Genomic DNA, 23,250 nt, shown 5'->3' with positions numbered 1-23,250 from the left:
TCGGCACACCGTATGTGGCGCAGGACACGGACGTTTTGTGCGATTGGACAGAGAAGGCGCGGAAGTTGTGGCCGAACGGACCACAACCGTGCGTTCGTCACGAACCGACGTGAAGCCCGGGCAATGGTTCACCGGCGACTCGGGGACAGACTCGGGACATCGGAACGGGGCGGTCGAGGTGGTGCTACGAACGTGGTTCCAGCGAACCCGCCGGCTCTCGAAGCGCAGCGCACTGCGGTCGCTGCCCCTCAGTCGTTCGTTTCTCCGGGGTGACCGGATTCGGAGCGACCGTCGCGGCTCACCTCGCGCCAGCGTTCCTGCTCGCGGTAGCCGTAGGTGGCCCTGCGCACCGTCTGGTCATCCTCCAGTCCGGACCCCACCGCACCCGCGACCGTGCCGAGCACACTGGCCATCGTCGCCACCGCGAGATAGTCAGTCCAGTCCACCGGCGTGCCGAGGGTTTTGGCGAGGAAGTCCGGCGGGATGATCAGCGCGGCCGCCGCGCCTGCCAGAAGTACCAGGGACAGGAAGAACGCCACTGTCCCGATGGTCACGGTCAGCACGGTTCCGGCGTTGCGCAGGCCGGTGCCGGACGAGCGTCTGCCGGAGGCAAGGGCGCGACGTTCCCACAGGCTGTGCCCGGCGATGATCCAGGTGGTCAGCGCGGCGATGGCCACCAGGATGAGCCCGGTCATGCGGAGCGGATGTAGTGCGGTGGCGAGTTTCCAGATGCTGGAGTACAACAGGCCGAACGCGACGCCGGCCAGCGAACCGGCCAGCGCCGTGGACAGCCCGAGCAGCAGTTGCCATGGCCGGTTGGCCCGGACCATTCCCGCGAGCAGTTGGGGCAACCCGGTGTGGGCCTTCCTGACGATTTCGACGGTGACGTCACCGCTGTCCGGTTTGATCACTCTGGTGGAATTCGCCGTTCCGCGCAGTCCCCGGGGCAGGCGGGGCCGGTCCGGGGATGAGCCCCCGTCCGGCCGGGAAATCTCGCTGGAGAGGAAATCGACGATCGAGACCACGATCTCCTGGGTCCGTCGCCGCAACCCGAGGCCGCCGAGGGCGGGCAGGGAGATCATGGCGACGTCGTCGCTGGCACTCAGATCGGCTACGACGAAGCCGTTGTCACCGCGCACTGGTACGTCGGTGATGCACACCGCGAAGTTCCAGTTCGTCCTGCGCACCCGCTCCCGCGCCTTGTCGATCAGCCGGTCGAAGTCCGGCGCCATCGCCTCGAACGGGTCGGCGGTCAGTTCGACCTGCCAGCGCACCTGGTCACTTACGCGGTTCGAGAGAATGTCCGGAAGATCGTCCGCCAGCCTGCGCGCGATAGTCTCGGGCAGGTCGGGGTCGGCGACCAGGCCGATCACCACGCTTTTCCGCGACCGCTCGGACTGTGCGTCGTGGATCCCGCCGTCGGCTTCCTCTCCCGTCGTCACTCGGGCAGCGGTACCCGCTCGCGCTACTTCGCAAACGCCCTGTCGCGGTGGCCGGTTCCCGCATCGCCGCACCGAGCACTGAGCACTGTGGACGAAGGCATGGATGCTTCCGGTCGTCACGACACCCGGAAACGATGCTCCAGCCGAAAGGAGGGTGGACTCCAATCGGCAATTGGTCTAGACAATAGTCAGCGGCGTCCCCGGCTCGCCGCGGTCAGGAGGTCGTCCCCATGAAACACGCCCTCGCTCGCAGGCTGGCCCTGCTCGCGGCCGCCGTGCTGCTCCCGCTGGCCGCCGTGGCCGTGCCGGGGCGGATCGCGCACGCGGACGACGCGGTCGCCAGCTTCGCCAAAGTGTCGGACTGGGGGTCCGGCTGGGAAGGCAAGTACACCATCAGCAACGGCGGGCAAAGCACGATCACGAACTGGCGGGTGGAGTTCGGCCTCCCCGCGGGTAGCGAGATCGGCAGCCATTGGGACGCCCTGCGTGAGTCGGACGGCGATCACCACAGCTTCAGCAACCGCGAGTACAACGGCACCATCGCACCCGGTGCCTCGGTCACTTTCGGCTTCCTCGGCAGCGGCACGGGTAGCCCTGTGGGCTGCCGCTTCAACGGTGAGAGCTGTTCCGGCGGCGGCGATCCGGGAACGCCCGGTGCGCCGAGCGCGCCGCAGAGCCCGAAGGTCACCGGTACGACGTCGTCCACCATCGCCATTTCCTGGTCGGCTCCAGCCGGTTCGGTGACCGGCTACCGCGTCTACGAAGGCGACACCCTGCACACGACGGTCACCGGCACGTCGGCGACCGTGTCCGGGCTCGAGGCTTGCTCGACCCACACGTTCTCGGTGGCCGCCTACAACGATGCCGGGCAGTCGCCTCGTAGTGCCTCGGTCACCGCGTCCACACCCGGATGTCAGCAGGACAGCCTTCCACGGCACTTCCTCACCGGTTACTGGCACAACTTCGTCAATCCGGCCGTGGAACTGCGCCTGCGCGACGTGCCCGCCGAGTACGACCTCGTCGCGGCCGCCTTCGCCGAGGCGACCGGCACACCCGGCGCGGTCACGTTCGCCGTGGACCCTGGTCTGTCCACCGCGCTCGGTGGCTACACCGACGCCGACTTCCAAGCCGACGTGCGAACCCTCAAAGCCCGTGGCACCAAAGTGATCCTGTCGGTCGGCGGGGAGGCAGGGCGAGTCAGTGTCGGCGATTCCGCGTCCGCGGAGAACTTCGCCCGAAGCGTCCACGCGATCATGCGGGAGTTCGGTTTCGACGGCGTCGACATCGACCTGGAGAACGGGCTGAATCCGATCTACATGGCACAAGCCCTGCGGTCGTTGCGGTCCATGGCGGGTTCCGGCCTCATCATCACGATGGCGCCGCAGACCATCGACATGCAGTCGCCAGGGGCGTCCTACTTCCGGCTCGCGCTGGACATCAAGGACATCCTCACCGTCGTGCACACCCAGTTCTACAACTCGGGTTCGATGCTCGGCTGCGACCAGTCCCAGGCCTACGGTCAGGGCACGGTGAACTTCCTGACGGCGCTGACCTGTCTGCAGTTGGAGAACGGGCTCCGGCCGGATCAGGTGGCGCTGGGCCTGCCCGCCGGTCCTGGTGCGGCGGGTGGCGGAGTCGTCGCTCCGTCGGTGGTCACCGATGCCCTCGACTGCTTTGCCAAGGGCACTCGGTGTGGCAGCTTCCAGCCGCCGAGGACCTACCCGGACATCCGCGGCGCCATGACCTGGTCGATCAACTGGGACGTGAGCAACGGCAACGACTTCGCCCGGACCGTCGGGCCACACCTCGACACACTGCCGTAGGCAAGCAGAGCAGGCACCGCCAGGCCCGGGAGTCCGTCGGCGACCGCTCAGGCCTCGCCGATGTCCGGACCCTCCGGTCCCGGGTCGGGGTGCTGCTGCCTGAGTTCCTCGGCCTCGCTCACGCTGGGCCCGAAGCCCTCCGCGGGCTCAGGTGCGCCCCGACCGGGGTCGGCGGCGGCGATACGTTCCTCGCCGGGATCTGAGTTCGGTTCGAACGGTGCGGTAGTCATGCCCACCGCCTACCCGTTCGCCGGTCGATCCATGCCTCTGCCAGGGCCGCTACTGATCCTGCCGGGGAGCGCAGAGGCAGAAGGGGTGACCTGCGGGATCGAGCAGCACCCGCCAGTGACCGCCCGGCTGGAACTCCGGTTTGATCGCTCCGAGTGCCAAGCATCGAGCCTCGGCGGCTTCGAGGTCAGCGACGGAAAGGTCCAGGTGGAAACGTTTGGCCGACGCGTGGTCCGGCCAGGAGGGTGGTTGGTAGGCCTCGACTCGGCCGAAACCGATGGGCGCTCCCGGACCGCTGATCATGGCGTACTCGTCGGCGGCATGGGTGATCTCCCAGCCGAGAACCTGATGGTAGAACTCCGCGAGGGCGCGGGGGTCGGCACAGTCGAGGTTCATCATCGCCAAGGTGGCTGTCTTCGTCATCGGGTCGCATCGCCTTTCGTACGTAGCCGGGCCGGATCATCCGGCCGTGAATCCATCGTTACGGCAATACCTGACATCCCCGGTCAGTGTTCGGTACCCGCGATGAAACGAACTCCAGCGCGGTCCACGCCTTCTGATGCCGTGGGCACCGCGGCCGGTGCGCGAAAATGACTCCGTCGCAGGCCACCCCGGCACCTAGGCTTGGCTGGGTGACGGAACCCGTAACCAGGAATCAAGCCGTGCTGGTGTTTCGTGGGCGCGCCGGTGATCGCAACGAACTGGCCATGCGCGGCGCCGAACTGGTCGGCACCGAACTCGCGCTGCGTCTCGGTCTCGACCCGGTACGGCTCGGCCTGCCGGAGCCACCACTGCGGGCGGAGTGGGAGGCCGAGTTGTCGGCCGCACTGCCCGCACTCGGCGAAATGTCCGCTGCTTTCGAACAGGTGCTGGGCGAGGGTCTTGCGCCGGTGGCCGCACTGCCCCGTTGTGCGGGCGCGATCGCGACACTTCCCGTGCTCGCCCGATATCGCCCTGACGCCTGCGTCGTGTGGTTCGACGCGCACGCGGACTGCAACACACCGCAGACCTCACCCACCGGCTACCTGGGTGGGCTCGTGCTGACCGGGGCGTGCGGACTGTGGGACTCCGGTCTCGGCGGGGACCTCGACCCAGGCAATATCGTCCTCGGTGGCGTCCGCGACACCGACCCCGCGGAACAACGGCTGATCGACGAAGGGGTCGTGCGAGCCGTTCCCTGCGGCCCCGATCTCGCCGCACGTGTGCGGGAGGCCGTCGCGGGCAGGTCCGTCTACTTCCACCTCGACTGCGACGTACTCGAACCCGGCATCGTCCCGACGGAGTACCGCGTACCCGGCGGGCTGAGTCTGGCCGAGCTGCATGGGGTGGCCGCGGTGCTGGCCGAACACGAGGTGGTCGGACTCGAGATCGCGGAGTTTCAGAGTGCGTGGGCGGAAGGCGGGCCGCCCGCGTCGCCTGGTGACCTGCTGGACGCACTGCGCCCGCTGCTCGACCGATGACCCGGACTGGCTTCTGCCGGTCCCAGTCTGGTCCCCCGCCGGTACGGAGCCCGGCTGGAGCATCCGACTGGCGGGGGACTGTTGATGTTCGGTTCGAATTGAGAGATGACTTCGAGGCTGTTGGCGATCACCTGCCTTCCGTTCACCGTGCCTGTGTGTCGCAGCCGGTCAGTGGAGACTGGGAGGCGCCGGAGGCGAACGTTGCGTGGCCCGCGGCGGCGTGGTGACGCTGCCGTTGTCGAGACCGGTGACGGCAGCGAGATCCGGGACGGCAGAGGTGGGTCCAGCCCGGTGCGGAGGTTGCGCCGCCCCGCTGATCGGCAACCGCATCGCGATCACTCCCCGGCAGTTTCGCTTCGCATCAGGTCACTCACGCTGCAATTTTTTATAGTCGCGCCTGTAAATTGTGTCAAGCCGTGGTTATGGATAACGTCTGCCTTCGACTGTTGGCAGCTGGTGGCGAGGAGTGCCGCGATGACCGATCTGGGGAAACTGGACGACGCCGACTACCCGGCGTTCGCCACCGGGCAGGCCGCCGAGCTCCTTGGCGTGCAGCAGGCATTCCTACGCAGCCTGGATGCGGCCGGTGTCGTGTCCCCGGACCGATCCGGGGGAGGGCACCGGCGTTACTCCCGCCGCCAGCTCGAACTGGTGGTGCGGCTGCGAGCGGAACTGGACCAGGGGCACACCTTGGCCGCCGCTGCCCGCATCGTCGGCCTGCAGGACGAACTGGCCACGGCACACGAGGAGATAAGCGACCTGCGCGAGCGGCTCAATGCCGAGGACGAGGGGCTCATGACCGGTGGGTCGCAGGTGTCGGACTCGACCTGACCGGGTAGCCGGATCCGGCGAAGGTGAGCGGCGTTGAGCGGAGGCGAGGGCGATGACCGAATCGGTGGTCATCGACGGTCCGGCCGGCCGGTTGTGCGGGGACCTCGGTGTACCCGAGCGGCCGCAGGGCGTCGTCGTGTTCGCCCACGGATCGGGCAGTTCCCGCCACAGCCGCCGGAACCGAGGCGTGGCCAAAGCGCTACGCAGGAGCGGGTTCGCGACCCTGCTGATCGATCTGCTGACAGCGGACGAGGAACAGGTGGACATCCGTACTCGGCAGTTGCGGTTCGACATCGAGTTGCTCGCCGAACGTGTCGGCCAGGCCGTCGAAGGGATCAGGGAACGCGCCGACATCGGGAGTCTCGGAATGGGACTGTTCGGCGCGAGCACCGGTGCAGCGGCTGCGCTGGTCACCGCCGCACAGGATCGGTCCCTTCGCGCTGTCGTGTCTCGCGGCGGTCGCCCCGACCTCGCCGGGCAGGCGCTGGTGGAGGTCACCGCGCCGACCTTGCTGATCGTGGGTGGTCTCGACGAGGAGGTGCTGCACCTCAATCGCCAGGCGGCCACGCGGTTGTCCGCACCGCACCACCTCGAGGTCGTGGCAGGGGCGAGTCATCTGTTCGAGGAGTCCGGCGCACTGGACGAAGTGGCTCGGCTGGCCGCCAGTTGGTTTCAGCGATACCTGCCTGGCTGACCGGCCGGATCCCGGCCGGGTCAGCCAGCTCATGGGGTCGATCGGGTCGTAAGTGCCCGCCGGTCAGGGCCGCTGCCGGTTCGGTGACTCGTGGTACACGCCGTGCCGGGGCGGGGCGGACGGTGTCGCCGCCGAGTCCTGACTCACCTGAGAACCGCCCGCGGGCGGACCGGGGTTCTCCGGCTGAACGCTCTGTTCTCCGCCGGACGGCGTCGCTCCGTCAGCCAGCTCCGCGCGCCGCGCCTGGAGTATCTCGACCACGGCGACCCGGTTCGCGTGGGCCTCCTCGTACTCCAGCAACGCCTCCAGCTGGTCGTCGCTGAGCGATCGGATGCGGTGCATCAGGCTGGACTGTGGCAGATGGTCGTAGTCCGGCAGGGGCAGGTCGTCGTGTTCGAGCACGTCAGCCTCCTTTCGTCCGCCGGTCGGGTACCCGAGCCGCCGTTCGGTATTCGTGGCATCCGCTCCGGCCATTGTGGCTAGTGCGGTGGCTACTGGAATCGCGCTGGTCGCGGGCGCGGAGACCAGCGAAGGAAGATCAGCTCATCGTGGCCGGTTCGCGTACGCTGGTGACTCGACCGCGAATGCATCCGGGGGGAGCAGAATGACCGGTTACGATTTTGGTGATTCACGCCGGTGGCGTGGTCAGCTCGATGAGGTGACGACTGCCCTCGAATCGCTCGCCGTCGCGCTGGACAGTGAGGACGAACTCGATACCGTGCTGGACGCGGTGTGTCACCAGGTCACCCATGTGATCGGTGGTGCGGACATGGCGAGCATCACCGTGGTGCGTGACGGTGCCGCGGTGACCGTCGCCAGTACCGATCAGCGGGCGGTCGACCTCGACGCGGGGCAGTACCGCGCGGGGGAAGGGCCGTGCCTGCGAGCCGCGGCCACCGGCGAGACCGTCCGGGTACACGTGCAACAGGCAGCCGCCCTGTGGCCGGGCTTCACCGAGTCGGCGGTTCGCTTCGGGGTCGAGAGCTACCTCGCCGCTCCGCTCGCGGTCGACCAGGGTTCCAGGGGAGCACTGAATCTGTTCGGTTTCCAGCCGCACGGTTTCGACGAGGTCGAGGAGAAGCTGCTCGAGCTGTACGCCACTGCGGTGGAATCGGCCCTGCGCAGCAACGCTCGCTACCTGTTGTTCCGGAACTTGGCCGAGCAGCTGCAGGACGCGCTCTCCAGCAGGGCGGTCATCGATCAGGCGAAGGGCATCATCATGGCGTCCCGCGGGGTGACCGCGGACGTGGCCTTCGAAGAACTGGTCCGGCAGTCCCAGTCCGAGAACGTCAAGCTGCACGACGTAGCCGAGCGGTTCGTGACCGGTGCGATAGCCAAGGCTCGTAGCGCCGAAGCGGCCAACTGAGCCTCCCGCAGGACGGGCACCGACGCCTCCGCCAGACGACAGGGCTCGTCCTGGACGGCGCACTCGTCAGGTGTTTGTCCGCGCCCCGGTGAGGGCAACCCGAAGGGTGACCGGGAGCGAGGAGTGCAGATGTCAGACACCCAATTTCGCCATGAGCTGGCCCAGCAGTTGCGTGTGGACTCCGTGCGAGCGAGTACCGAGGGTGGTTCGGGCCACCCCACGTCCTCGATGTCCGCCGCCGATCTGATGGCCGTCCTGCTGGACGGCCACCTCCGGTTGGACTATGCGCAGCCGGACGATCCGCACAACGACCACCTGGTCTTCTCCAAGGGGCATGCCTCGCCGCTGTACTACGCGATGCTCAAGGCCGCTGGCGCGATCACCGACGAGGAGCTGCTGAGCTTCCGCAAGTTCGGCAGCAGGCTCGAGGGCCACCCGACACCGCGGATTCCGCCGACCGACGTGGCGACAGGTTCGTTGGGCCAAGGCCTGCCGGTGGCCGTGGGCCTCGCACTGGCCGGGCAGCGGCTCGACCGGCTGCCCTACCGTGTCTGGGCGCTGTGCGGCGATTCGGAAATGGCCGAGGGCTCGATCTGGGAGGCGTTCCAGCACGCTGGCTGGGCCGGGCTGGACAACCTGACCGCGATCGTGGACGTCAATCGCCTCGGGCAGACCCGCGAGACCATGCTCGGCTGGGACCTCGAGGGTTACGCGGATCGCGCTCGGGCCTTCGGCTGGCATGCCATTGTCCTGGACGGACACGATCTCGACGCGATCGAGTCCGCGTTCGCGCAGGCACGAGCCACCACGGGCCGTCCCACCGTGCTCTTCGCCCGCACCCTGAAGGGCAGTGGGGTCGACGCGGTCGAGGACAAGCCGGGCAAACACGGCAAGCCGCTGGAGGACCCCGAGGCGGCGATCGCCGAACTCGGGGGCGAACGGGACCTGCGCGTGGAGGTCGCCGCACCGGAGAAGTCGGCGGGGCCGCACCAGTTCACCGCGTCCGATGGCGACCTGCCGACCTGGGACCTGGGGGAGAAGGAGGCGACCCGCAAGGCCTACGGCGAGGCGCTGACCGCGCTCGGAGGCAGCCGGGGTGACGTGGTCGCCCTCGACGGCGAGGTCTCCAACTCCACGAATTCCGGATTGTTCGCGGACGCGCATCCGCAGCGTTATTTCGAAATGTTCATCGCGGAGCAGCAGATGGTCGCGGCCGCGGTGGGGATGGCCGCCCGGGGCTGGGTGCCGTTCGCCTCCACCTTCGGCGCGTTTCTCAGCAGGGCCTACGACTTCATCCGCATGGCCGCCGTCTCGCGCGCGGATCTCCGGCTGTGCGGTTCGCATGCCGGGGTGGCGATCGGCGAGGACGGGCCTTCGCAGATGGCGCTCGAGGACATCGCGGCACTGCGGGCCGTGCACGGCAGCGCTGTGCTGCATCCCTCGGACGCGAACCAGACCGCCCGGCTGGTAGCGGAGATGGCCGACCGGCCGGGGATCTCGTATCTGCGGACACTGCGGGGCAAGACCGAGGTCCGGACACCGCCGGAGGAGGACGTGCACATCGGCGGTAGCCGGGTCCTGTGCTCGTCCGAGCAAGACGACCTCACCATCGTCGCCTGCGGGGCAACCGTCGAGGAGGCGATGAAGGCCGCGCAGACCCTGGAAGCGGACGGTATTCACGTCCGGGTGCTCGACTGCTACTCGATCAAGCCGATCGACACCGAGACGCTGATCAGTGCGGCAGGCCACACGCAGGCGATTCTCACCGTCGAGGACCACTGGCCGGAGGGCGGGCTGGGCGACGCGGTGCTCAGCGCGCTCGCGGAGCAGCCGGACCGGCCGGTGGTACGTAAGCTCGCCGTCCGGGAGATGCCGGTTTCCGGGACACCGGAGGAGTTGCTGCACGCGGCGGGCATCGACGCCGAGGGGATCACCGACGCGTCGCGTGAACTGCTCGCTCGCCGAGTGGCGGTCGCCTCCGGGTGACACGTTCGGGGAGCCGGACGTGAGCGCGACCATATCCGCGCAGCGGTGGAATAACGGGCGAGAGCACCGGGTTGTGCCCCCTGGATCCGTCCGGTCGCCGTCGTCGCTTCGCGGCGCGGCCAGGAGACCGGCGATCAGGCGAAAGCCCTCAGACCGCGTCGGCCGGGTATCGATCCCGGCCGGGCAGCCCGACCAACCGCACCGGCCATCCCCGACGTTCACCGCGTTCGGGCGTAGCGCCACGTGCACCACGCACACCGTGAAAGGAGGTGGCACGCAATGGAGATCACCGATTGGCAGAGTCGTGCCGCCTGCCGGGACGAGGACCCCGAACTGTTCTTCCCCGTGTCCGATATGGGCCCGGGTGCCCGGCAGGCCGCACAGGCGAAGTCCGTATGCGCCCGCTGCCCTGTCCGCGCCGAATGTCTTGGTTACGCATTGGACAACGGACTCGACCACGGCGTCTTCGGTGGGACCACCGAACGAGAGCGCCGGGAACTGACGCGCAGGCAGCGCAGCCGCCCACAGGCAGCCTGAGCGGTGGCGGAGGTTGCGGCTGGGAAAGTACCGGTTGTCGTCCCGGGACACCATCAGGACAACCCGGACTACGTCAACCGGCTGCTACTGCGGTTTCTGTCCACTGCGGACTCGGTGCGATGAACACTCAGGTGCTTCAACAGTCAACCGAGGATTGCCGGAGCCTGCTCGCCGCGCCGGGGACGCCGTAGCCGATGCCTGAAAGACCGCAGGCGGCACAGCCGGATGCGGGTGCGAGCCAGGTCCGCCCGAACCGGGCATCCCGCGTCGGTTTCCTTGTCGTCATTTTGGTCAACTCGCCACTATGGATCGACATGGGAAGGGGAGAGGACGATGCGCAAGACCGAGACCGAAAGCCATGAAGCCGGGTTGGGCGGCAGGCGGACGATGATCTTCATCGGGGAGTCCGACGCCCTGGTGGAGGCGTTCACCCTGGCCCGCAAGGCAGGGGTGATCCCGGTGGAGCAGCCGGATCCCGACCTGATGTGTGTGGTCGCCGACGAGGACGTGCTCGAGGGCGCGTGCATGCCGCTGGAAGCGGACGTCCTGCGCCAGGCCCGGGCGCTCGGGGTGCCCTGTCTGGACCCCAGTCAGGCGCATGCTCTGATGGCGTCCGCCGTGTACCGCGCCCCGCTCGGGACCAGGTGAGCAGGCATATGTTTGCGATCAAGATGTGATCGCGGTTACCCTGATTGGCGGTTGAGTCACCAGCCCCAGTGGATTATGCAATCGCAGATGTGGTCGCGCTGGTCCGCCCCCGGTGCTGCCTCGGATGGAGAGCTGGCCGGCTCCCGCCGTCCCGGTCCCACCGTCGCGGCATCTGGTGACGGCTGCCGGTGTACACCGCGTCTCGTACATCGGAGCACCCATGGCCGCGCCTGTGGAACACCGCACCAACATTGACTCCGTCTTCTCGCCCGTCGGTGGTCGGGGTGCCGACACCTCGTCCGCCGTTCCGCCGCAGCGGCAGCCCGATCGGACCACTCGACGGCTGGTCCGGGGACTCAGTACCGCCGGTCTGCGGATCAGCGTCACCTACCCTCGTCGCGACGTCGTGCTCATCGCCCTGGTCGGAGAGCTCGATCTGAGCACGCTGACCAGGGTGCAGGCCATCCTCGATCCGCGACTTCGATCCACAGTGGACAAGGTCGTGCTCGACCTCTCCCAACTGACCTTTCTCGCGGTCGCGGGCCTTGGCCTGCTCAGTCGCGCACGATCCCGCGCGGTAGCCGCGGGAACCGACCTGCGAGTGGTGGTGGCCACGAGGGAAGTGGCAAGGCCCTTACGGATGACCGGACTCGACGAGGTGCTCACCTGCTATCCCACTGTCGCGGCCGCGATGGACTGCCCGGAGGGCTGAGAAATGGACGCCGACGAAACCGAGCCGCAGTGGCGCCGGATATGTCACTACGTCTCCGAGGTGGCGGTCGCGGTCGGCGTGGGACCAGAGGCGTGCTGCTGTAGCCCGGACGCGCTGGCCAACGCCTATATCGCGGTGGAACACCGGCTGCCGAGGTACCCGGAACGAGATGTCGCGCTGCTGTGGGACGAGGAGCGGGGCTGGGCGGTCGCGGTCGAAACCGGATGCGGGGAGGACCTGCTCGTACTGCACTACCTCGGTGGCGACGTCCTGCCCGCGCCGCATGTGGTGGCGAGTTTCCTGGCGTCGGTAGTGCGCGGTAAGCCGGAAGGAGCGGAGCGGGCCGCGCAGGGCGGTGCCTCCGCCGTGTTGCCCGCGGGGTTGGACCGATACGGGCTGCACACCGCTGCGACTAACCCGGTCGGGTGAGATCGGCGGCTTATTCGGCCGGTCGGGTTTCGGTGCGCGACAGAACGGTTAGTGCCCCGACGAAAGATCCGGACGCCGAGGTGACCGATACCTCCGCCTCGTGGGAGTGCCGATGACCGCAGACACCGAGAACACGCCGATCTTCACCGAACTGCTGGCAGAGCATGGCGATGAGACCGGCACCCTGCCCGACGCCGGTCTCACGTCGTCCGCGGGCAAGTCCGCGGGCAACGAGAGCGGAAAGGCACAGGAGGACACCGAGCGGAAGGCCTGACGGCGTCACGCCTGGCGTCGGCGGACCCTCGCGGGACTGCCCCCTCTCCCGCGTCGAGGATGCCGGCGTCGACATGGGGCGGACCGGTCCCCGCGCCGGTCCGCCCTTCATCCTCTCCGGTGGTGCCGCGGTCCCCGAGATGTGCGACTCGCGGGCGGGAGGTATGACGGTCTGATGCGCGAGCAGTTTCACGAGAAGCTCAGGGCCCTCGGGGCGCAGCTGGGCGACATGTGCTCGATGGCTGCCGAAGAGTTGCGACTGGCGACCAGGGCTCTGCTGGAGGAGGACCTCACGGCGGCGACCGAGGTGCTTTCGGCCGACGAGCGGCTGGACCGAGCGCGGGATCGATGTGAGCAGTTCGCCCTGGAGCTGCTGGCGCTGCAGGCGCCGGTCGCCAAGGACCTGCGAACCGTGTTGGCCGCCGTGTACTGCGCCGACCGGATCGAGCGGATGGGCGACCTCGCCCGCCACGTCGCCGAACTTGTGCGGCGGGAGCATCCCGGCCCCGTGGTCCCGCCGCCGCTGGTGCCCCTGTACACCGAACTCGGCAGGCTCACCGGAGCGATGGCCGAGGACCTGCGAGGTCTGATCGAGAACACCTCCGGCCGCGGCGTCGCCGAGTTGCGCAAGACCGACGACCGGGTCGACGAACTGCACGAACAGCTGATGACCGAGGCGACCAGTCCGGAATGGACCTATGGCGTCCGTCATGCGGTGAATGTCGCGCATCTCGCGCGGTACTACGAACGATTCGCCGACCAGGCCGTCTCGGTGGCGCGCAGAGTGGATTTCGTCCGTACCGGTGTCCCCCATGGTCAGCGCACCCCGGATCTCGCACATCCACGGGGCCGGTGAGGCGGCAGACTATGGCGTCCGCCAGTCGTGGGTGCCCAGCGCGGAACTCGCCTGCGGGCCCATGAGCAGCATTCCGCCGTCGACCACAAGGGACGCGCCGGTGATGTAACCGGCAGCGGGGGTCGCGAGGAAGGCCACTGCCGCGGCGACCTCCTGGGCGTGGCCCGGCCTGCCGAGCGGGACCCCAGGACGCTTTTCGGATCGTGGATCGACATCGGCCTGACCGGTCATCGGGGTGGAGATCTCGCCGGGCGCGACCGAGTTGACCGTGATGCCGTGTTCGGCGAGTTCCAGCGCGAGTACCTTCGTGAGCGCTCCCGCGCCCGCCTTGGCCGCGCAGTACGGAGCGGCGCCCACGCGTGGGGCGTGCTCGTGCACGCTGGTGATCGTGATGATCCGGCCGCCCCTGCCAGCGTCGACCATCCGTTTGGCGGCACGTTGCGAACAGAGGAACGCGCCGTCGAGATCGACGGAGAGCACCTCCCGCCAGGTGTCGAAGTCCATTTCCAGCGCCCGCTGTGAACTGCCGGTGCCCGCGCAGTTCACCAGGACGTCGACCCCGCCGAGTTCGGCGGCGAGTTCGTCGATCGCCGCAGTCGAGGCCGGCAGGTCGGTCAGGTCGAGCCTGCGCACCGGGGCGTACGCACCCTGTTCGGCCGCTTCCCGCGCGGTGCCGTGGGCGCCCTCCTCGTCCCGGTGATAGGTGATACCGACGTTGAGGCCGCCACCGGCGAGTGCGACGGCGGTGGCCCTGCCGATACCGGAATCCGACCCGGTCACGATGGCGGTGCGCGGGCGGTCGCTTTCCTCCTGGTTTCCAGACGCGCTGTCGCTCATGCCGTTCGGTTACCCCGGGCCCCGGTGTGTACACGAGCGAGTTTGTCCAGGCGGCACTCGGGTATCCGCTGCCCTGTGACGACCCTGAGCAGCACGGGTGGGGTGCGGGAGGAGGACCTTCTGCACACCATCACCCGGGTGGTGAACACACTGCGGCACAACGGCATCCGCTTCGCCATCGGCGGCGGATGCGCGGCGTACGCGCGGGGTGGACCGCCTTCGGAGCACGATGTGGACGTATTTCTCAGGGAGAGCGACGTCGCGGCGGCGCGGACCGCGCTGGTCGAGGCGGGCATGGTGCCGATGGATCCGCCGGAGGACTGGCTGACCAAGGTCTACGACGGGGAGCTGCTGGTCGACCTGATCTTCAGCCCGAACGGCCGTCCGGTCGACGACGAATTGCTCGATCGCGCCGAGACGATGCGCATCGGCCCAGCGGTGGCACCGGTCGTCACCGGCACCGATCTGCTGGTGGACAAGGTCTTGGTACTCGGACCGCATCGCTGCGACTTCACGCCCCTGCTGCCGATCGCCAGGGAACTGCGCGAGCAGGTCGACTGGGCAGAGGTCGCGGAGCGGACCGCGGAGTCCCCGTACGCGCGCGCCTTTCTGAACCTGGTGCGGGAGCTCGGGGTAGCGGAATCCGGGACACGGAAGGGAGGACCGGCATGAACTCCGCCGATGACCCGCGGGATGTGGACGCCGCTGAGGAAGCACCGCAGTACTGGGTGGCCCACGTGCGCAGGGTGCTGGCCGAGGACGAGCGAACCGCCGAACTCGGTGTTCGCGTCAACATCCGGGGCAGCCATATCCACCTCAGTGGTGAGGTCGCGACCGAGGCGCGCAAGAGCGAGCTCGATCACGTGCTCGGGGAACTCGCCCCGCGGATGCGCGTACACAACGACGTGCGGATCGTGGACGCGCGCGAACCGACCCGGAGGGAGGAGCTTCGGTGATCCGGATTGCCGCCGTGGGAGACGTGCACCTTGGCGAGGACGCTCGCGGACGCCTGCGGCCCGCCCTCGAGCACGTCGGCGACCATGCCGACGTGCTGCTGCTCGCCGGCGATCTCACCCGGCACGGCAGCATGGACGAGGCCGAGGTGGTGGCGGACGAGTTCGCCGGGCTCGACGTGCCGGTCATCGCGGTCCTCGGTAACCACGACCACCACAGCGACAGTGCGGGCAAAATGACCGATCTGTTGCAGGAGCACGGCATTCGGGTGCTCGAAGGCGAGGGACTCACACTCGACACCGGCAGGCGCAAGCTGGGGGTGGCCGGAGTGAAGGGCTTTGGCGGCGGGTTCGCGGGCAAGTGCGCGAGCGCCTTCGGGGAGCGCGAGATGAAGGACTTCGTCGAACACACCATCGAGATCTCCGGCAGGCTGCACACCGCGCTCGATGCACTCGACGCCGATGTCCGGGTCGCGCTGACGCACTATGCGCCGATTCCGGAGACCCTGCGCGGCGAACCGCCGGAGATCTATCCGTTCCTCGGCTCGTATCTGCTCGGGGAGGCCATCGATGAGGCAGGTGCCGACCTCGCGGTGCACGGGCACGCGCACTTCGGCTGTGAACAGGGCGTGACGCCGGGCGGTGTCCGGGTGCGTAACGTGGCGCAGCCGGTCATCCAGTCCGCGTACTCGGTGTACTGCCTCGAACCCGACACCGCATAGCACGCACTCCGCGGTCCGGTGTGCGACCCGGACCGCGGAGCGGAGCGCTATTCGCTGCCGACCGGTTCGGCGGCGGCGTGCCGGGCGTCGCGCTCCGTCGCCGCCGGTGCGGCTGGGAGGGGCGATCGCTTGCCCAGGATCAGGTAGTCGAGTTCGGCATCACTCAATGCTGCGTTCTCCTTGCGCCGCACCAGGTAGAAGATCAGGCCGAGTGCCGCCCACACCAGTAGTGCGGTCAACGACTCCGGGCCGAGCGCGGCGGGTGAGACCGGTATGAGCAGCAGGCCGAGGAATGATGCGCCGGTGACCGCGCCGAGCAGGCTGAGCACCTTCTTGCCGGACGACTCACAACCTTCGGCGTCGCCGACCCTTGCCGCGCTACCCGACCACCGGAACTGCTTGAACGCGACGAGGCAGGTGTAGGTGTAGGCGATGGTGACGCCGATCGCGGACATGTCCACGACCCACAACAGGGCCTGCCTGCCGAACCAGGGCGCGACCAGGCAGAGCGCACAGACGAACACGATGCCCAGGTACGGGGTCTTGCGGCGCGGGTGCAGCACGCCGAAGGCGGCGGGGATCATCCGGCCCCGTCCCATCGCGAACAGCAACCGGCTCGCCGCGACGTAGAAACCGTTCAGTCCCGTGCAGATGCCCATGGAGACCGACAGCGCGAGCAACATGATCCCGATGCCGCCGAACAGCCCGGACATGGCGTCTCCCGTGCCCCACAACGGTTCTCCGGCGATCAGCCGCTGCCACGGGGTCGCCGACGCGGTCGCCAGGATCATCGCCGAGTACAGCAGGGCGGCCGCGAGGATCGCCAGCACGATCAGCCGGAACGCCTTCCGCGGGGCGAAGTCGAACTCCTCGGCCGCCTGCGGCACGTTGTCGAAGCCGACATAGGCCCAGGGGGCGATCGCCACGATCGCCAGCACTGCCGTCCACGGCGGGACGCCGGTCGGGAACAGCGGTGCAACATTGCTCAGCTGACCACCGGGATGAATCAGCACGCTGATCAGGATCGCCCCGACACCGGCCAGCATGACCAGGCAGAAGATGAACTGCAGCCGCCCCGACGCGGTGGCGCCGCGGATGTTGAGCACCGCGAAGACGATCAGTGCGGTACTGGCGATGAGGACCTCGCCGAGGTACACCTTCCAGCCGGCGATCTCGTAGAGCAGTCCGCGTTCGGCCACCTGCGGCAGTACGTACCTGCTGAGCAGCGCGAGCGCGGAGGCGTTGAGCGCCACGATGCAGGTGTAGCCCAGCGTCAGGAACCAGCCACAGAGGAATGCGTGCCGCCTGCCGAATCCGGCGTGGGCATAGGCGAACTCACCGCCGGACACCGGGAAGGTGCGGATCAGGAAGCCGTAGCTGACGGCGATCAGGATCATCAGCAGGCCACCGATCAGGAACCCCAGGATCGCTCCGAGAGGCCCCGCTGTGGCTATCCAGTCGGTGGGCAGCACGAAGGCTCCCCAGCCAACGGCCGACCCGAGTGCGATCGCCCAAACCCAGCTCGGTTTCAGGGTTTTGGACAGTTCTGCGCGTTGCTCCCCCTGTTTCGGTGCCCCGGCTGCGTCGCCGGTGCCGGTCACTGTTTCCATCGTCTGCCTCGTTCTCCGGGGACCACCATTGGTCCACTTCCATGGTGCGACGCCGCCGGGTTTCGTGCCCGGCGATCGGCCGTACTGGGCTGAACTTGCTCACAGGCGCCGTTGTGGTGGACACCACTGTGCGGGTGCGGCAGGACCCCTGACAGATCCAGTGCGCGACGAATTTTTGGGTACCAGTCCACCGGTGGTGACTGTCCGCCCTTGAAGCGCGCAGAGGCTCCTGACCAGGAAGAATTCCTGGTCAGGAGCCTCTGTTTGTTATTCACGATCGATCGGAAGGAATGGCCCGGAACCGCTGCCGGGGCAGCCGACGTGTCAGACGTAGTCGGCGTACTTCTCCAGGAGACGAACGGGCTTGGACAGGGCGTCCCGCCGGAACGGGTCGCCGAGCTCGCGGGTGCACATCACCTCGATGACGGTCGTGATGCCCTGCGTCATCTGCTTCTCGATGGCGGTCTCCAGGGCGGGGCCCACCTGGTCCAGCTTGTCCACCACGACGCCTTCGGCGCCCATCGCGGCCGCGATGCCCGCGAAGCTCTCGCTCTCGAGCTCGCCCGCCACGAAGCGGCGGTTGTAGAAGTCCACCTGGTTCTTCTTCTCCGCACCCCACTGGCGGTTGTGGAACACCACCGCGGTGACCGGGATGTCGTGCCGCACGGAGGTCATGATCTCGCCCATGCTCATTCCCCACGCCCCGTCGCCCGCATAGGCCACCGCGGGCCGGTCGGGCGCCGCGGCCTTGGCGCCGATGATCGTGGGCAACGCGTACCCGCAGTTGCCGAAGCTCATCGGGGCGAGGAAGCTGCGCGGCTTCTCGAACCGCAGGTAGCTGTTGGCGACCGAGTTGATGTTGCCGATGTCGGTGGACACCATCACATCGTCCGGCATGGCCTTCTCCAGCTCCCGCAGCACCTGCCGGGGGTGCAGCCAGTTTCCGTCCTCCTGCTCGGCCTCCGCGATCACGTCGAGGCTGTACGGGTCCTTCTCGTGGGTCCACTCGTCGAGTTCGGCCTCCCACGCCTCCTTCTCGGCCGAAGTCGTGGCCGCCCGCGACTCCCGGGTCGCATCGCAGGCCAGTGTCCTGTTCGCGAGGCGTTCGGTCAGCGCCACCGCCGCGTCCTTGGCGTCGCCACAGATACCGACGCTGATCTTCTTGACCAACCCGAGCATCTTGTGGTCGGCGTCGATCTGGATGATCTTGGCGTTCTTCGGCCAGTAGTCCATTCCGTGCTGCGGCAGCGTGCCGAACGGGCCGAGGCGGGACCCGAGCGCCACCACGACGTCGGCCTGCGAGATCAGCTTCATCGCGGCCTTCGAGCCCTGGTACCCCAGCGGCCCGCACCACTGCGGGTGGCTGGCGGGAAACGAGTCGTTGTGCAGGTAGCTGTTGACGACCGGGGCACCGAGTCGTTCGGCGAGGGCCACGCATTCGTCGACGCCGTCGGCCATCACGACCCCGCCGCCGGAGATGATCACCGGGAACTCGGCCTGCGCCAGCAGTTCCGCGGCCTCGTTGAGGCTCCGCTCCCCGCCGGGGCCCCGGTCCAGGCGGTTCGGCCTGGGGATCTCGGCCTCGATCTCGCCGTAGAAGAAGTCGCGCGGGATGTTGAGCTGTGTCGGCCCGATCTCCGAATGCGCCCTGTCGAAGCAGCGGCCGGTGAACTCCGCCATCCGCTTCGGGTTGTTCACGTGTCCCTGGTACTTGGTGAACTCCTGGAACATGGGCAGCTGGTTGGCCTCCTGGAAGCCGCCGAGTCCAGTGCCCATCGTCCCGGCCTCGGGCGTCACGATCACGACCGGGCTGTGCGCCCAGTAGGCGGCGGCGATCGCGGTGACGCAGTTGCTGATACCGGGCCCGTTCTGGCCGATCACCACACCGTGGCGGCCGCTCACGCGCGCGTAGCCGTCCGCCATGTGTCCTGCGCCCTGCTCGTGTACGACGGGTACCAGCCGGATGCCTGCCGGCGCGAAGATGTCCATGGCGTCCATGAACGCCGAACCCATGATCCCGAAGATGTCGGTGACCCCGTTGGCCACCATCGTCTCCACGAACGCTTCCGAGGGCGTCATCTTCTGCGGCCCGGTGACCACTGCCCGCTCGGCCCGCCCGGCCCCTTCGGTCTGCTCACTCATCCTGGTTCCTCCTTGCGAGAGTCGGCGATCCCTGCGACGACGCCAAAAATGGAAAAATCTGTACGTCACGTTCCTGAAATCGAGACGTTGCCTCGGACTATAGGCTTCCGTGGAGGGCCTGGTCAACGAAAGTTCCGGAAACCGGTACGGCTTGTGTTGTTTTCCGGGATACATCTACAGTGAGTGTTATGGAGCAGACGCACCTCATGGAGGCGGGCGAGCGCAACGGGGACACACCGACCATGCGGCTGTTCGCGTTGCTCGAGTTGATCGCCGCCAAGGACCAGTTCGTGTCGTTGCAGGGGCTGGTCGAGGAGACCGGCATGCCCAAGCCGACGCTGCACCGCATGCTGCAGCAGCTCGAGGCCGCGGGCCTGCTGGTCAGGCAGGGGGACGGCAGGCACTACGGCACGGGTGCCCGGCTGCGCAGGCTGGCCGAGAACCTGCTGCTCAACGCCACCCAGCACGGCGCACGACACGCGGTGCTGCGCCATCTCGTCGAGGAGATCGGCGAGAGTTGCAACGTCACGGCGCTGTCCGGCAACGAGGTGGTCTACCTCGACCGGGTGGAGACCCCCGAGCCACTGCGCTTCTACCTGCGTCCTGGATCGCGGGTGCCCGCACACTGTTCCGCGAGCGGGAAGATGATCCTCTCGCAGCTGAGCCCGGCCCAGCGGCGCAAGCTGCTGGCCCACGCCCCGCTGACCCGTAACACGCCCAACACGGTCACCGACCTGGACGCGATCGAGGAGGAACTCCTCCGGGTACGCCGCGACGGGTTCGCCGTGGACGACGAGGAGTTCCTGCCGGGGCTGGTCTGCGTTGCGGTGCCGGTGCCGACCGGGGCGGCCAGATCCAATCTCTGCGTCGCCGTACAGGCACCTGCCATGCGGCTGAGCGCCGCGGAGGCGCCGCGGATGTTGCCCGCGTTGCGCCGCGCCGCGGAGGCGGTCAGCCGGATCGAGACGGAAGGAGCGGACACGTGAGCAGCAGCTTTCCCAGCCACGAGGTCAAGGTGCGCGAGGTGTTCGGTATCGACTCCGACCTCGTGGTGCCCGCGTTCGCCGAACGCGACGAGCACGTGCCGGAGATCGACGAGGCGTACCGGTTCAATCCCGACGTCACGCTCGCGTTGCTCGCCGGATTCACCCGCAACCGCAGGGTGCTGGTGCAGGGGCTGCACGGCACCGGCAAGTCGACCCACATCGAGCAGGTCGCCGCGCGGCTGAACTGGCCGTGTGTGCGGGTCAACCTCGACGGGCACCTCAGCAGGCTGGACCTGATGGGCCGCGACGCCGTCGTGCTGCGGGACGGGCAGCAGGTGACCGAATTCCAGGAGGGCATCCTGCCGTGGGCGCTGCAGCGCCCGGTCGCACTCATCTTCGACGAGTACGACGCGGGTCGCCCGGACGTCATGTTCGTCATCCAGCGCATCCTGGAGCGTGACGGGAAACTGACGCTGCTCGATCAGCACAGGGTGTTGCGCGCGCATCCGTACTTCCGGCTTTTCGCGACCGCCAACACTGTCGGCCTCGGCAATCTCAACGGTCTCTACCACGGCTCGCAACGGCTCAACCACGCCCAGATCGACCGCTGGAACATCGTCGCGTCGCTGAACTACCTCGCACCCGAGGAGGAGACCGCGATCGTGCTGTCCCGTGTGCCGGAGCTGGCGGGGGAGCAGGGCAGGGAGCTGGTGGCCACGATGGTTCGGGTCGCGGAGCTCACGCGGCACGGCTTTCGCGCAGGCGACCTCTCCACCCTGATGTCACCGCGAACGGTCATTTCCTGGGCGGAGAACATGGAGGTCTTCGGTGACGTCTCGGTCGCGTTCAGACTGTCCTTCCTGAACAAGTGCGACGAGGCCGAGCGGCAGACGGTGGCCGAGTACTTCCAGCGCTGCTTCGGCCGTGAACTGGCGGAGTCCTACCAGCAGGCCGTACCGGCGTGACCGGGTCGCGCGACAGGGACAGGCGGCAGCACCGGGTCGAGGAGCTGTGCGCGGCAACCGTTCGCGCGCTCGCCGGTGAGCCGGAGTTCCAGCTGCGTGCGGGCAGGCCCTACCGTGCGGACGCTCCGCTGCAGCTACACGCTCCGCACCTGCGGCCCTCGCAGTCGGAGGACGACTTCGGTTCGTTCCGCGGCGCCGCTGACGGCACCGCACTGCGGCTGTTGCACTCCGATACCACCTTGCACCGCGATCATCGTCCGGCAGAGCCGGTGCAACGCCTGGTGTTCGACATGCTCGAGCAGTTCCGGGTGGAGTCGATGGTTCCCGCCGGGCTGCCCGGGCTGCTGCACAACCTGCGGCACCGGCACGAGCGGTGGTCCACCACTTGCGTCCACAGTGGACTCACCGAGACCGCGCACGGCCTCCTTCTCTACTCGGTGGCGCAGATCTGCCGCTCCCGCGTCACCGGGGAGCCGGTGCCGTCCGTGGCCGAGGACGTCATCGAGGCGCCGAGGTTCGCGCTGGCGCCGTTGCTCGGGCACGAACTGGCGGGGTTGCGCCGTCATCGCCTCGACCAGCGGGCGTACGCGGCGAACGCCCTCGCTCTCGCGCGGGTCATCGACGGTCTGCTGAGCGGGTCGGAATCGGCAGGTGCCGAGCAGGAAGATTCCGGAGCGGACCGGCGCTCCCGCCAGTGGGCGTTGTTTCTCGACCCGGCCGACGGCGACGACCAGGCGAGCGCCCCGGCTCCCCGCGCACGCGGCGGGGCGGAACAGGCCGAGCACGGCTATCGCGTGTTCACCAAGGAGTACGACACCCAGCGGCGAATCTCCGCACTGGTGCGCAGACAGCAACGCGGGGAGTTCCGCGAGCGGCTGGATGCCAGGATCGCCGCCCGTGGGGTGAACGTGGCCCGACTGGCCCGTCAGTTCGGGTTCCTGCTGGCCGATCCCGCGCGCACCGGTTGGGAGGGGGATCTGGAGGAGGGCCATCTCGACGGCCGCAACCTCACCCGGCTGATCACCTCACCTGCCGAGCGGAGGCTCTTTCGCGCGGAGCGGGTCGAGCCGGTCGCCCAGAGCCTGGTGACGCTGCTGCTCGATTGTTCGGGGTCGATGAAGGCCCATGCGGAACAGATGGCGTTGGTCGTCGACGTGCTGGCCCGTGCTCTGGAACTCGCCGGGGTGAGCACCGAGATCCTGGGTTTCACCACCGGCGCGTGGAACGGTGGCCGGTCGATGCGGGCCTGGCGGCGCGCGGGCAGGCCACCTCGTCCTGGGCGGCTCAACGAGGTCTGCCATCTCGTGATCAAGGATGCCGACACCACCTACCGGCGTGCACGGCCGGATATCGCGGCCCTGCTCAAACCGGATCTGTACCGGGAGGGGGCGGACGGGGAAGCGGTCCGGTGGGCTTGCCACAGGATGGCCGGGCGGCCGGAGCAGCGCCGCTTCCTGCTCGTGTTCTCCGACGGCAGCCCGATGGACAGTGCGACCGCTCTGGTCAATGACGACGACTACCTCGGTAACCACCTCGCGGAGGTGGTGCGTGAGCAGGAACGGGCGGGCTCGGCGCGGATCTACGGGCTGGGCGTCGGCCTTGACCTCGGGAACTACTACAGCCGGTCGCAGGTACTCGATCTCTCGCCGGAAACAGGAAACGAGCCGTTCCGCGACATCCTGGCCATGCTCGCCCACTGACCCGAGCCCCGCACTTTCCCGAGGTGGGAAGTGCTGGTTCCGGCGTGCCG

25 protein-coding genes are annotated in these 23,250 nt (G+C 68.2%); 18 read left to right on the top strand and 7 right to left on the bottom strand.

The genetic code is table 11. The features are described from left to right. Positions 1-248: 248 nt before the first annotated feature. A complete protein-coding gene (locus D0C15_RS08945) occupies positions 249-1,442 on the bottom strand; it encodes a hypothetical protein (RefSeq protein WP_116042715.1) in 1,194 nt (397 codons plus the stop codon). A gap of 230 nt (positions 1,443-1,672) precedes the next feature. Between D0C15_RS08945 and D0C15_RS08940 the strand changes: the two genes are divergently transcribed. Further along, positions 1,673-3,265, top strand: coding sequence for a cellulose binding domain-containing protein (locus D0C15_RS08940; protein ID WP_116042712.1), 1,593 nt, complete (start codon positions 1,673-1,675; stop codon positions 3,263-3,265). Positions 3,266-3,312: 47 nt separating this feature from the next. Here D0C15_RS08940 and D0C15_RS08935 read toward each other — a convergent pair whose 3' ends face one another. Next, positions 3,313-3,495, bottom strand: coding sequence for a hypothetical protein (locus D0C15_RS08935; RefSeq protein WP_116042710.1), 183 nt, complete (start codon positions 3,493-3,495; stop codon positions 3,313-3,315). Positions 3,496-3,544: 49 nt separating this feature from the next. Beyond that, positions 3,545-3,916 (bottom strand): VOC family protein, encoded by a 372-nt coding sequence (locus tag D0C15_RS08930; protein ID WP_116042708.1) that lies wholly within the window; start codon positions 3,914-3,916, stop codon positions 3,545-3,547. 209 nt (positions 3,917-4,125) lie between these two features. Here D0C15_RS08930 and D0C15_RS08925 point away from each other — a divergent pair, with 209 nt between their 5' ends. The 3 genes from D0C15_RS08925 (at position 4,126) to D0C15_RS08915 (ending at position 6,478) form a co-directional block, all read left to right on the top strand. Further along, positions 4,126-4,953 carry an arginase family protein gene (locus D0C15_RS08925; protein WP_245975658.1) on the top strand — a complete coding sequence of 276 codons (828 nt, stop codon included), beginning with the start codon at positions 4,126-4,128 and terminating at the stop codon, positions 4,951-4,953. A 474-nt stretch (positions 4,954-5,427) separates the two neighbouring features. Next, entirely contained in the window at positions 5,428-5,784 is a 357-nt protein-coding gene (locus tag D0C15_RS08920; RefSeq protein ID WP_116042704.1) for a MerR family transcriptional regulator, read from the top strand. Between the two features lie 52 nt (positions 5,785-5,836). Then, a complete protein-coding gene (locus D0C15_RS08915; protein ID WP_116042702.1) occupies positions 5,837-6,478 on the top strand; it encodes a dienelactone hydrolase family protein in 642 nt (213 codons plus the stop codon). 63 nt (positions 6,479-6,541) lie between these two features. On the opposite strand, the gene D0C15_RS08910 is transcribed toward D0C15_RS08915, so the two are convergent. Next, on the bottom strand, positions 6,542-6,880 hold the full coding sequence (locus D0C15_RS08910) for a DUF8129 domain-containing protein (RefSeq protein WP_116042822.1): 339 nt from the start codon (positions 6,878-6,880) through the stop codon (positions 6,542-6,544). Between the two features lie 202 nt (positions 6,881-7,082). On the opposite strand from D0C15_RS08910, the gene D0C15_RS08905 reads away from it, so the two are divergent. The 8 genes from D0C15_RS08905 (at position 7,083) to phoU (ending at position 13,285) form a co-directional block, all read left to right on the top strand. Next, positions 7,083-7,844, top strand: coding sequence for an ANTAR domain-containing protein (locus tag D0C15_RS08905; RefSeq protein WP_116042699.1), 762 nt, complete (start codon positions 7,083-7,085; stop codon positions 7,842-7,844). 129 nt (positions 7,845-7,973) lie between these two features. Further along, positions 7,974-9,830, top strand: a complete 1,857-nt coding sequence (locus D0C15_RS08900) for a transketolase (protein ID WP_116042696.1) — start codon at positions 7,974-7,976, stop codon at positions 9,828-9,830. Between the two features lie 279 nt (positions 9,831-10,109). Then, positions 10,110-10,367 (top strand): WhiB family transcriptional regulator, encoded by a 258-nt coding sequence (locus D0C15_RS08895; protein ID WP_116042693.1) that lies wholly within the window; start codon positions 10,110-10,112, stop codon positions 10,365-10,367. A 333-nt stretch (positions 10,368-10,700) separates the two neighbouring features. After that, a complete protein-coding gene (locus tag D0C15_RS08890) occupies positions 10,701-11,015 on the top strand; it encodes a hypothetical protein (protein WP_116042690.1) in 315 nt (104 codons plus the stop codon). 220 nt (positions 11,016-11,235) lie between these two features. Continuing rightward, positions 11,236-11,727, top strand: a complete 492-nt coding sequence (locus tag D0C15_RS08885; RefSeq protein ID WP_162829964.1) for an STAS domain-containing protein — start codon at positions 11,236-11,238, stop codon at positions 11,725-11,727. Positions 11,728-11,730: 3 nt separating this feature from the next. Then, positions 11,731-12,156: a DUF6292 family protein gene (locus tag D0C15_RS08880; protein WP_116042685.1), complete on the top strand. Its 426-nt coding sequence runs from the start codon at positions 11,731-11,733 to the stop codon at positions 12,154-12,156. Positions 12,157-12,268: 112 nt separating this feature from the next. Beyond that, positions 12,269-12,430 carry a hypothetical protein gene (locus D0C15_RS34010; protein ID WP_162829963.1) on the top strand — a complete coding sequence of 54 codons (162 nt, stop codon included), beginning with the start codon at positions 12,269-12,271 and terminating at the stop codon, positions 12,428-12,430. Between the two features lie 174 nt (positions 12,431-12,604). Next, entirely contained in the window at positions 12,605-13,285 is a 681-nt protein-coding gene (phoU, locus tag D0C15_RS08875) for a phosphate signaling complex protein PhoU (protein ID WP_116042683.1), read from the top strand. A gap of 9 nt (positions 13,286-13,294) precedes the next feature. Here phoU and D0C15_RS08870 read toward each other — a convergent pair whose 3' ends face one another. Beyond that, complete coding sequence (locus tag D0C15_RS08870; RefSeq protein WP_116042680.1) at positions 13,295-14,122, bottom strand: SDR family oxidoreductase; 828 nt, start codon at positions 14,120-14,122, stop codon at positions 13,295-13,297. Between the two features lie 75 nt (positions 14,123-14,197). Here D0C15_RS08870 and D0C15_RS08865 point away from each other — a divergent pair, with 75 nt between their 5' ends. The 3 genes from D0C15_RS08865 to D0C15_RS08855 are packed head-to-tail and all read left to right on the top strand — an operon-like array spanning position 14,198 to position 15,797. After that, on the top strand, positions 14,198-14,794 hold the full coding sequence (locus D0C15_RS08865) for a nucleotidyltransferase (RefSeq protein WP_245975657.1): 597 nt from the start codon (positions 14,198-14,200) through the stop codon (positions 14,792-14,794). Further along, positions 14,791-15,078, top strand: a complete 288-nt coding sequence (locus D0C15_RS08860; protein WP_116042678.1) for a BON domain-containing protein — start codon at positions 14,791-14,793, stop codon at positions 15,076-15,078. The genes D0C15_RS08865 and D0C15_RS08860 overlap by 4 nt, the downstream gene beginning before the upstream one ends. Beyond that, positions 15,075-15,797, top strand: a complete 723-nt coding sequence (locus D0C15_RS08855) for a metallophosphoesterase family protein (protein WP_211323126.1) — start codon at positions 15,075-15,077, stop codon at positions 15,795-15,797. Before D0C15_RS08860 ends, D0C15_RS08855 begins: the two co-directional genes overlap by 4 nt. Before the next feature lie 47 nt (positions 15,798-15,844). Here the strand turns inward: D0C15_RS08855 and D0C15_RS08850 are convergent, their stop codons facing one another. Both D0C15_RS08850 and xsc read right to left on the bottom strand, forming a co-directional pair. Continuing rightward, complete coding sequence (locus tag D0C15_RS08850; RefSeq protein WP_116042675.1) at positions 15,845-17,407, bottom strand: APC family permease; 1,563 nt, start codon at positions 17,405-17,407, stop codon at positions 15,845-15,847. A 324-nt stretch (positions 17,408-17,731) separates the two neighbouring features. Next, entirely contained in the window at positions 17,732-19,549 is a 1,818-nt protein-coding gene (xsc, locus tag D0C15_RS08845) for a sulfoacetaldehyde acetyltransferase (RefSeq protein WP_116042672.1), read from the bottom strand. 188 nt (positions 19,550-19,737) lie between these two features. On the opposite strand from xsc, the gene D0C15_RS08840 reads away from it, so the two are divergent. Genes D0C15_RS08840 through D0C15_RS08830 form a run of 3 tightly spaced genes read left to right on the top strand, consistent with a single transcriptional unit; the run spans position 19,738 to position 23,200 of the window. Beyond that, complete coding sequence (locus D0C15_RS08840; RefSeq protein WP_116042667.1) at positions 19,738-20,535, top strand: IclR family transcriptional regulator; 798 nt, start codon at positions 19,738-19,740, stop codon at positions 20,533-20,535. Beyond that, positions 20,532-21,500, top strand: a complete 969-nt coding sequence (locus D0C15_RS08835) for an AAA family ATPase (RefSeq protein ID WP_116042664.1) — start codon at positions 20,532-20,534, stop codon at positions 21,498-21,500. Before D0C15_RS08840 ends, D0C15_RS08835 begins: the two co-directional genes overlap by 4 nt. Continuing rightward, positions 21,497-23,200, top strand: a complete 1,704-nt coding sequence (locus tag D0C15_RS08830; RefSeq protein ID WP_116042662.1) for a cobaltochelatase CobT-related protein — start codon at positions 21,497-21,499, stop codon at positions 23,198-23,200. The genes D0C15_RS08835 and D0C15_RS08830 overlap by 4 nt, the downstream gene beginning before the upstream one ends. Positions 23,201-23,250 lie beyond the last annotated feature (50 nt).

Source organism: Amycolatopsis palatopharyngis (assembly GCF_003385185.1).
GTDB lineage: Bacteria > Actinomycetota > Actinomycetes > Mycobacteriales > Pseudonocardiaceae > Amycolatopsis > Amycolatopsis palatopharyngis.
The sequence above is the reverse complement of the archived record's forward strand: the minus strand, read 5'-3'. Positions and strand labels throughout refer to the sequence as shown.

Bases quoted from the DNA above. Each gene is read 5' to 3' on its own strand.
- D0C15_RS08940 (WP_116042712.1), top strand. From the start codon at position 1,673: ATGAAACACGCCCTCGCTCGCAGGCTGGCCCTGCTCGCGGCCGCCGTG.
- D0C15_RS08935 (WP_116042710.1), bottom strand. From the start codon at position 3,495: ATGACTACCGCACCGTTCGAACCGAACTCAGATCCCGGCGAGGAACGT.
- D0C15_RS08930 (WP_116042708.1), bottom strand. From the start codon at position 3,916: ATGACGAAGACAGCCACCTTGGCGATGATGAACCTCGACTGTGCCGAC.
- D0C15_RS08920 (WP_116042704.1), top strand. From the start codon at position 5,428: ATGACCGATCTGGGGAAACTGGACGACGCCGACTACCCGGCGTTCGCC.
- D0C15_RS08915 (WP_116042702.1), top strand. From the start codon at position 5,837: ATGACCGAATCGGTGGTCATCGACGGTCCGGCCGGCCGGTTGTGCGGG.
- D0C15_RS08905 (WP_116042699.1), top strand. From the start codon at position 7,083: ATGACCGGTTACGATTTTGGTGATTCACGCCGGTGGCGTGGTCAGCTC.
- D0C15_RS08900 (WP_116042696.1), top strand. From the start codon at position 7,974: ATGTCAGACACCCAATTTCGCCATGAGCTGGCCCAGCAGTTGCGTGTG.
- D0C15_RS08895 (WP_116042693.1), top strand. From the start codon at position 10,110: ATGGAGATCACCGATTGGCAGAGTCGTGCCGCCTGCCGGGACGAGGAC.
- D0C15_RS08890 (WP_116042690.1), top strand. From the start codon at position 10,701: ATGCGCAAGACCGAGACCGAAAGCCATGAAGCCGGGTTGGGCGGCAGG.
- D0C15_RS08885 (WP_162829964.1), top strand. From the start codon at position 11,236: ATGGCCGCGCCTGTGGAACACCGCACCAACATTGACTCCGTCTTCTCG.
- D0C15_RS08880 (WP_116042685.1), top strand. From the start codon at position 11,731: ATGGACGCCGACGAAACCGAGCCGCAGTGGCGCCGGATATGTCACTAC.
- D0C15_RS34010 (WP_162829963.1), top strand. From the start codon at position 12,269: ATGACCGCAGACACCGAGAACACGCCGATCTTCACCGAACTGCTGGCA.
- phoU (WP_116042683.1), top strand. From the start codon at position 12,605: ATGCGCGAGCAGTTTCACGAGAAGCTCAGGGCCCTCGGGGCGCAGCTG.
- D0C15_RS08870 (WP_116042680.1), bottom strand. From the start codon at position 14,122: ATGAGCGACAGCGCGTCTGGAAACCAGGAGGAAAGCGACCGCCCGCGC.
- D0C15_RS08860 (WP_116042678.1), top strand. From the start codon at position 14,791: ATGAACTCCGCCGATGACCCGCGGGATGTGGACGCCGCTGAGGAAGCA.
- D0C15_RS08850 (WP_116042675.1), bottom strand. From the start codon at position 17,407: ATGGAAACAGTGACCGGCACCGGCGACGCAGCCGGGGCACCGAAACAG.
- xsc (WP_116042672.1), bottom strand. From the start codon at position 19,549: ATGAGTGAGCAGACCGAAGGGGCCGGGCGGGCCGAGCGGGCAGTGGTC.
- D0C15_RS08840 (WP_116042667.1), top strand. From the start codon at position 19,738: ATGGAGCAGACGCACCTCATGGAGGCGGGCGAGCGCAACGGGGACACA.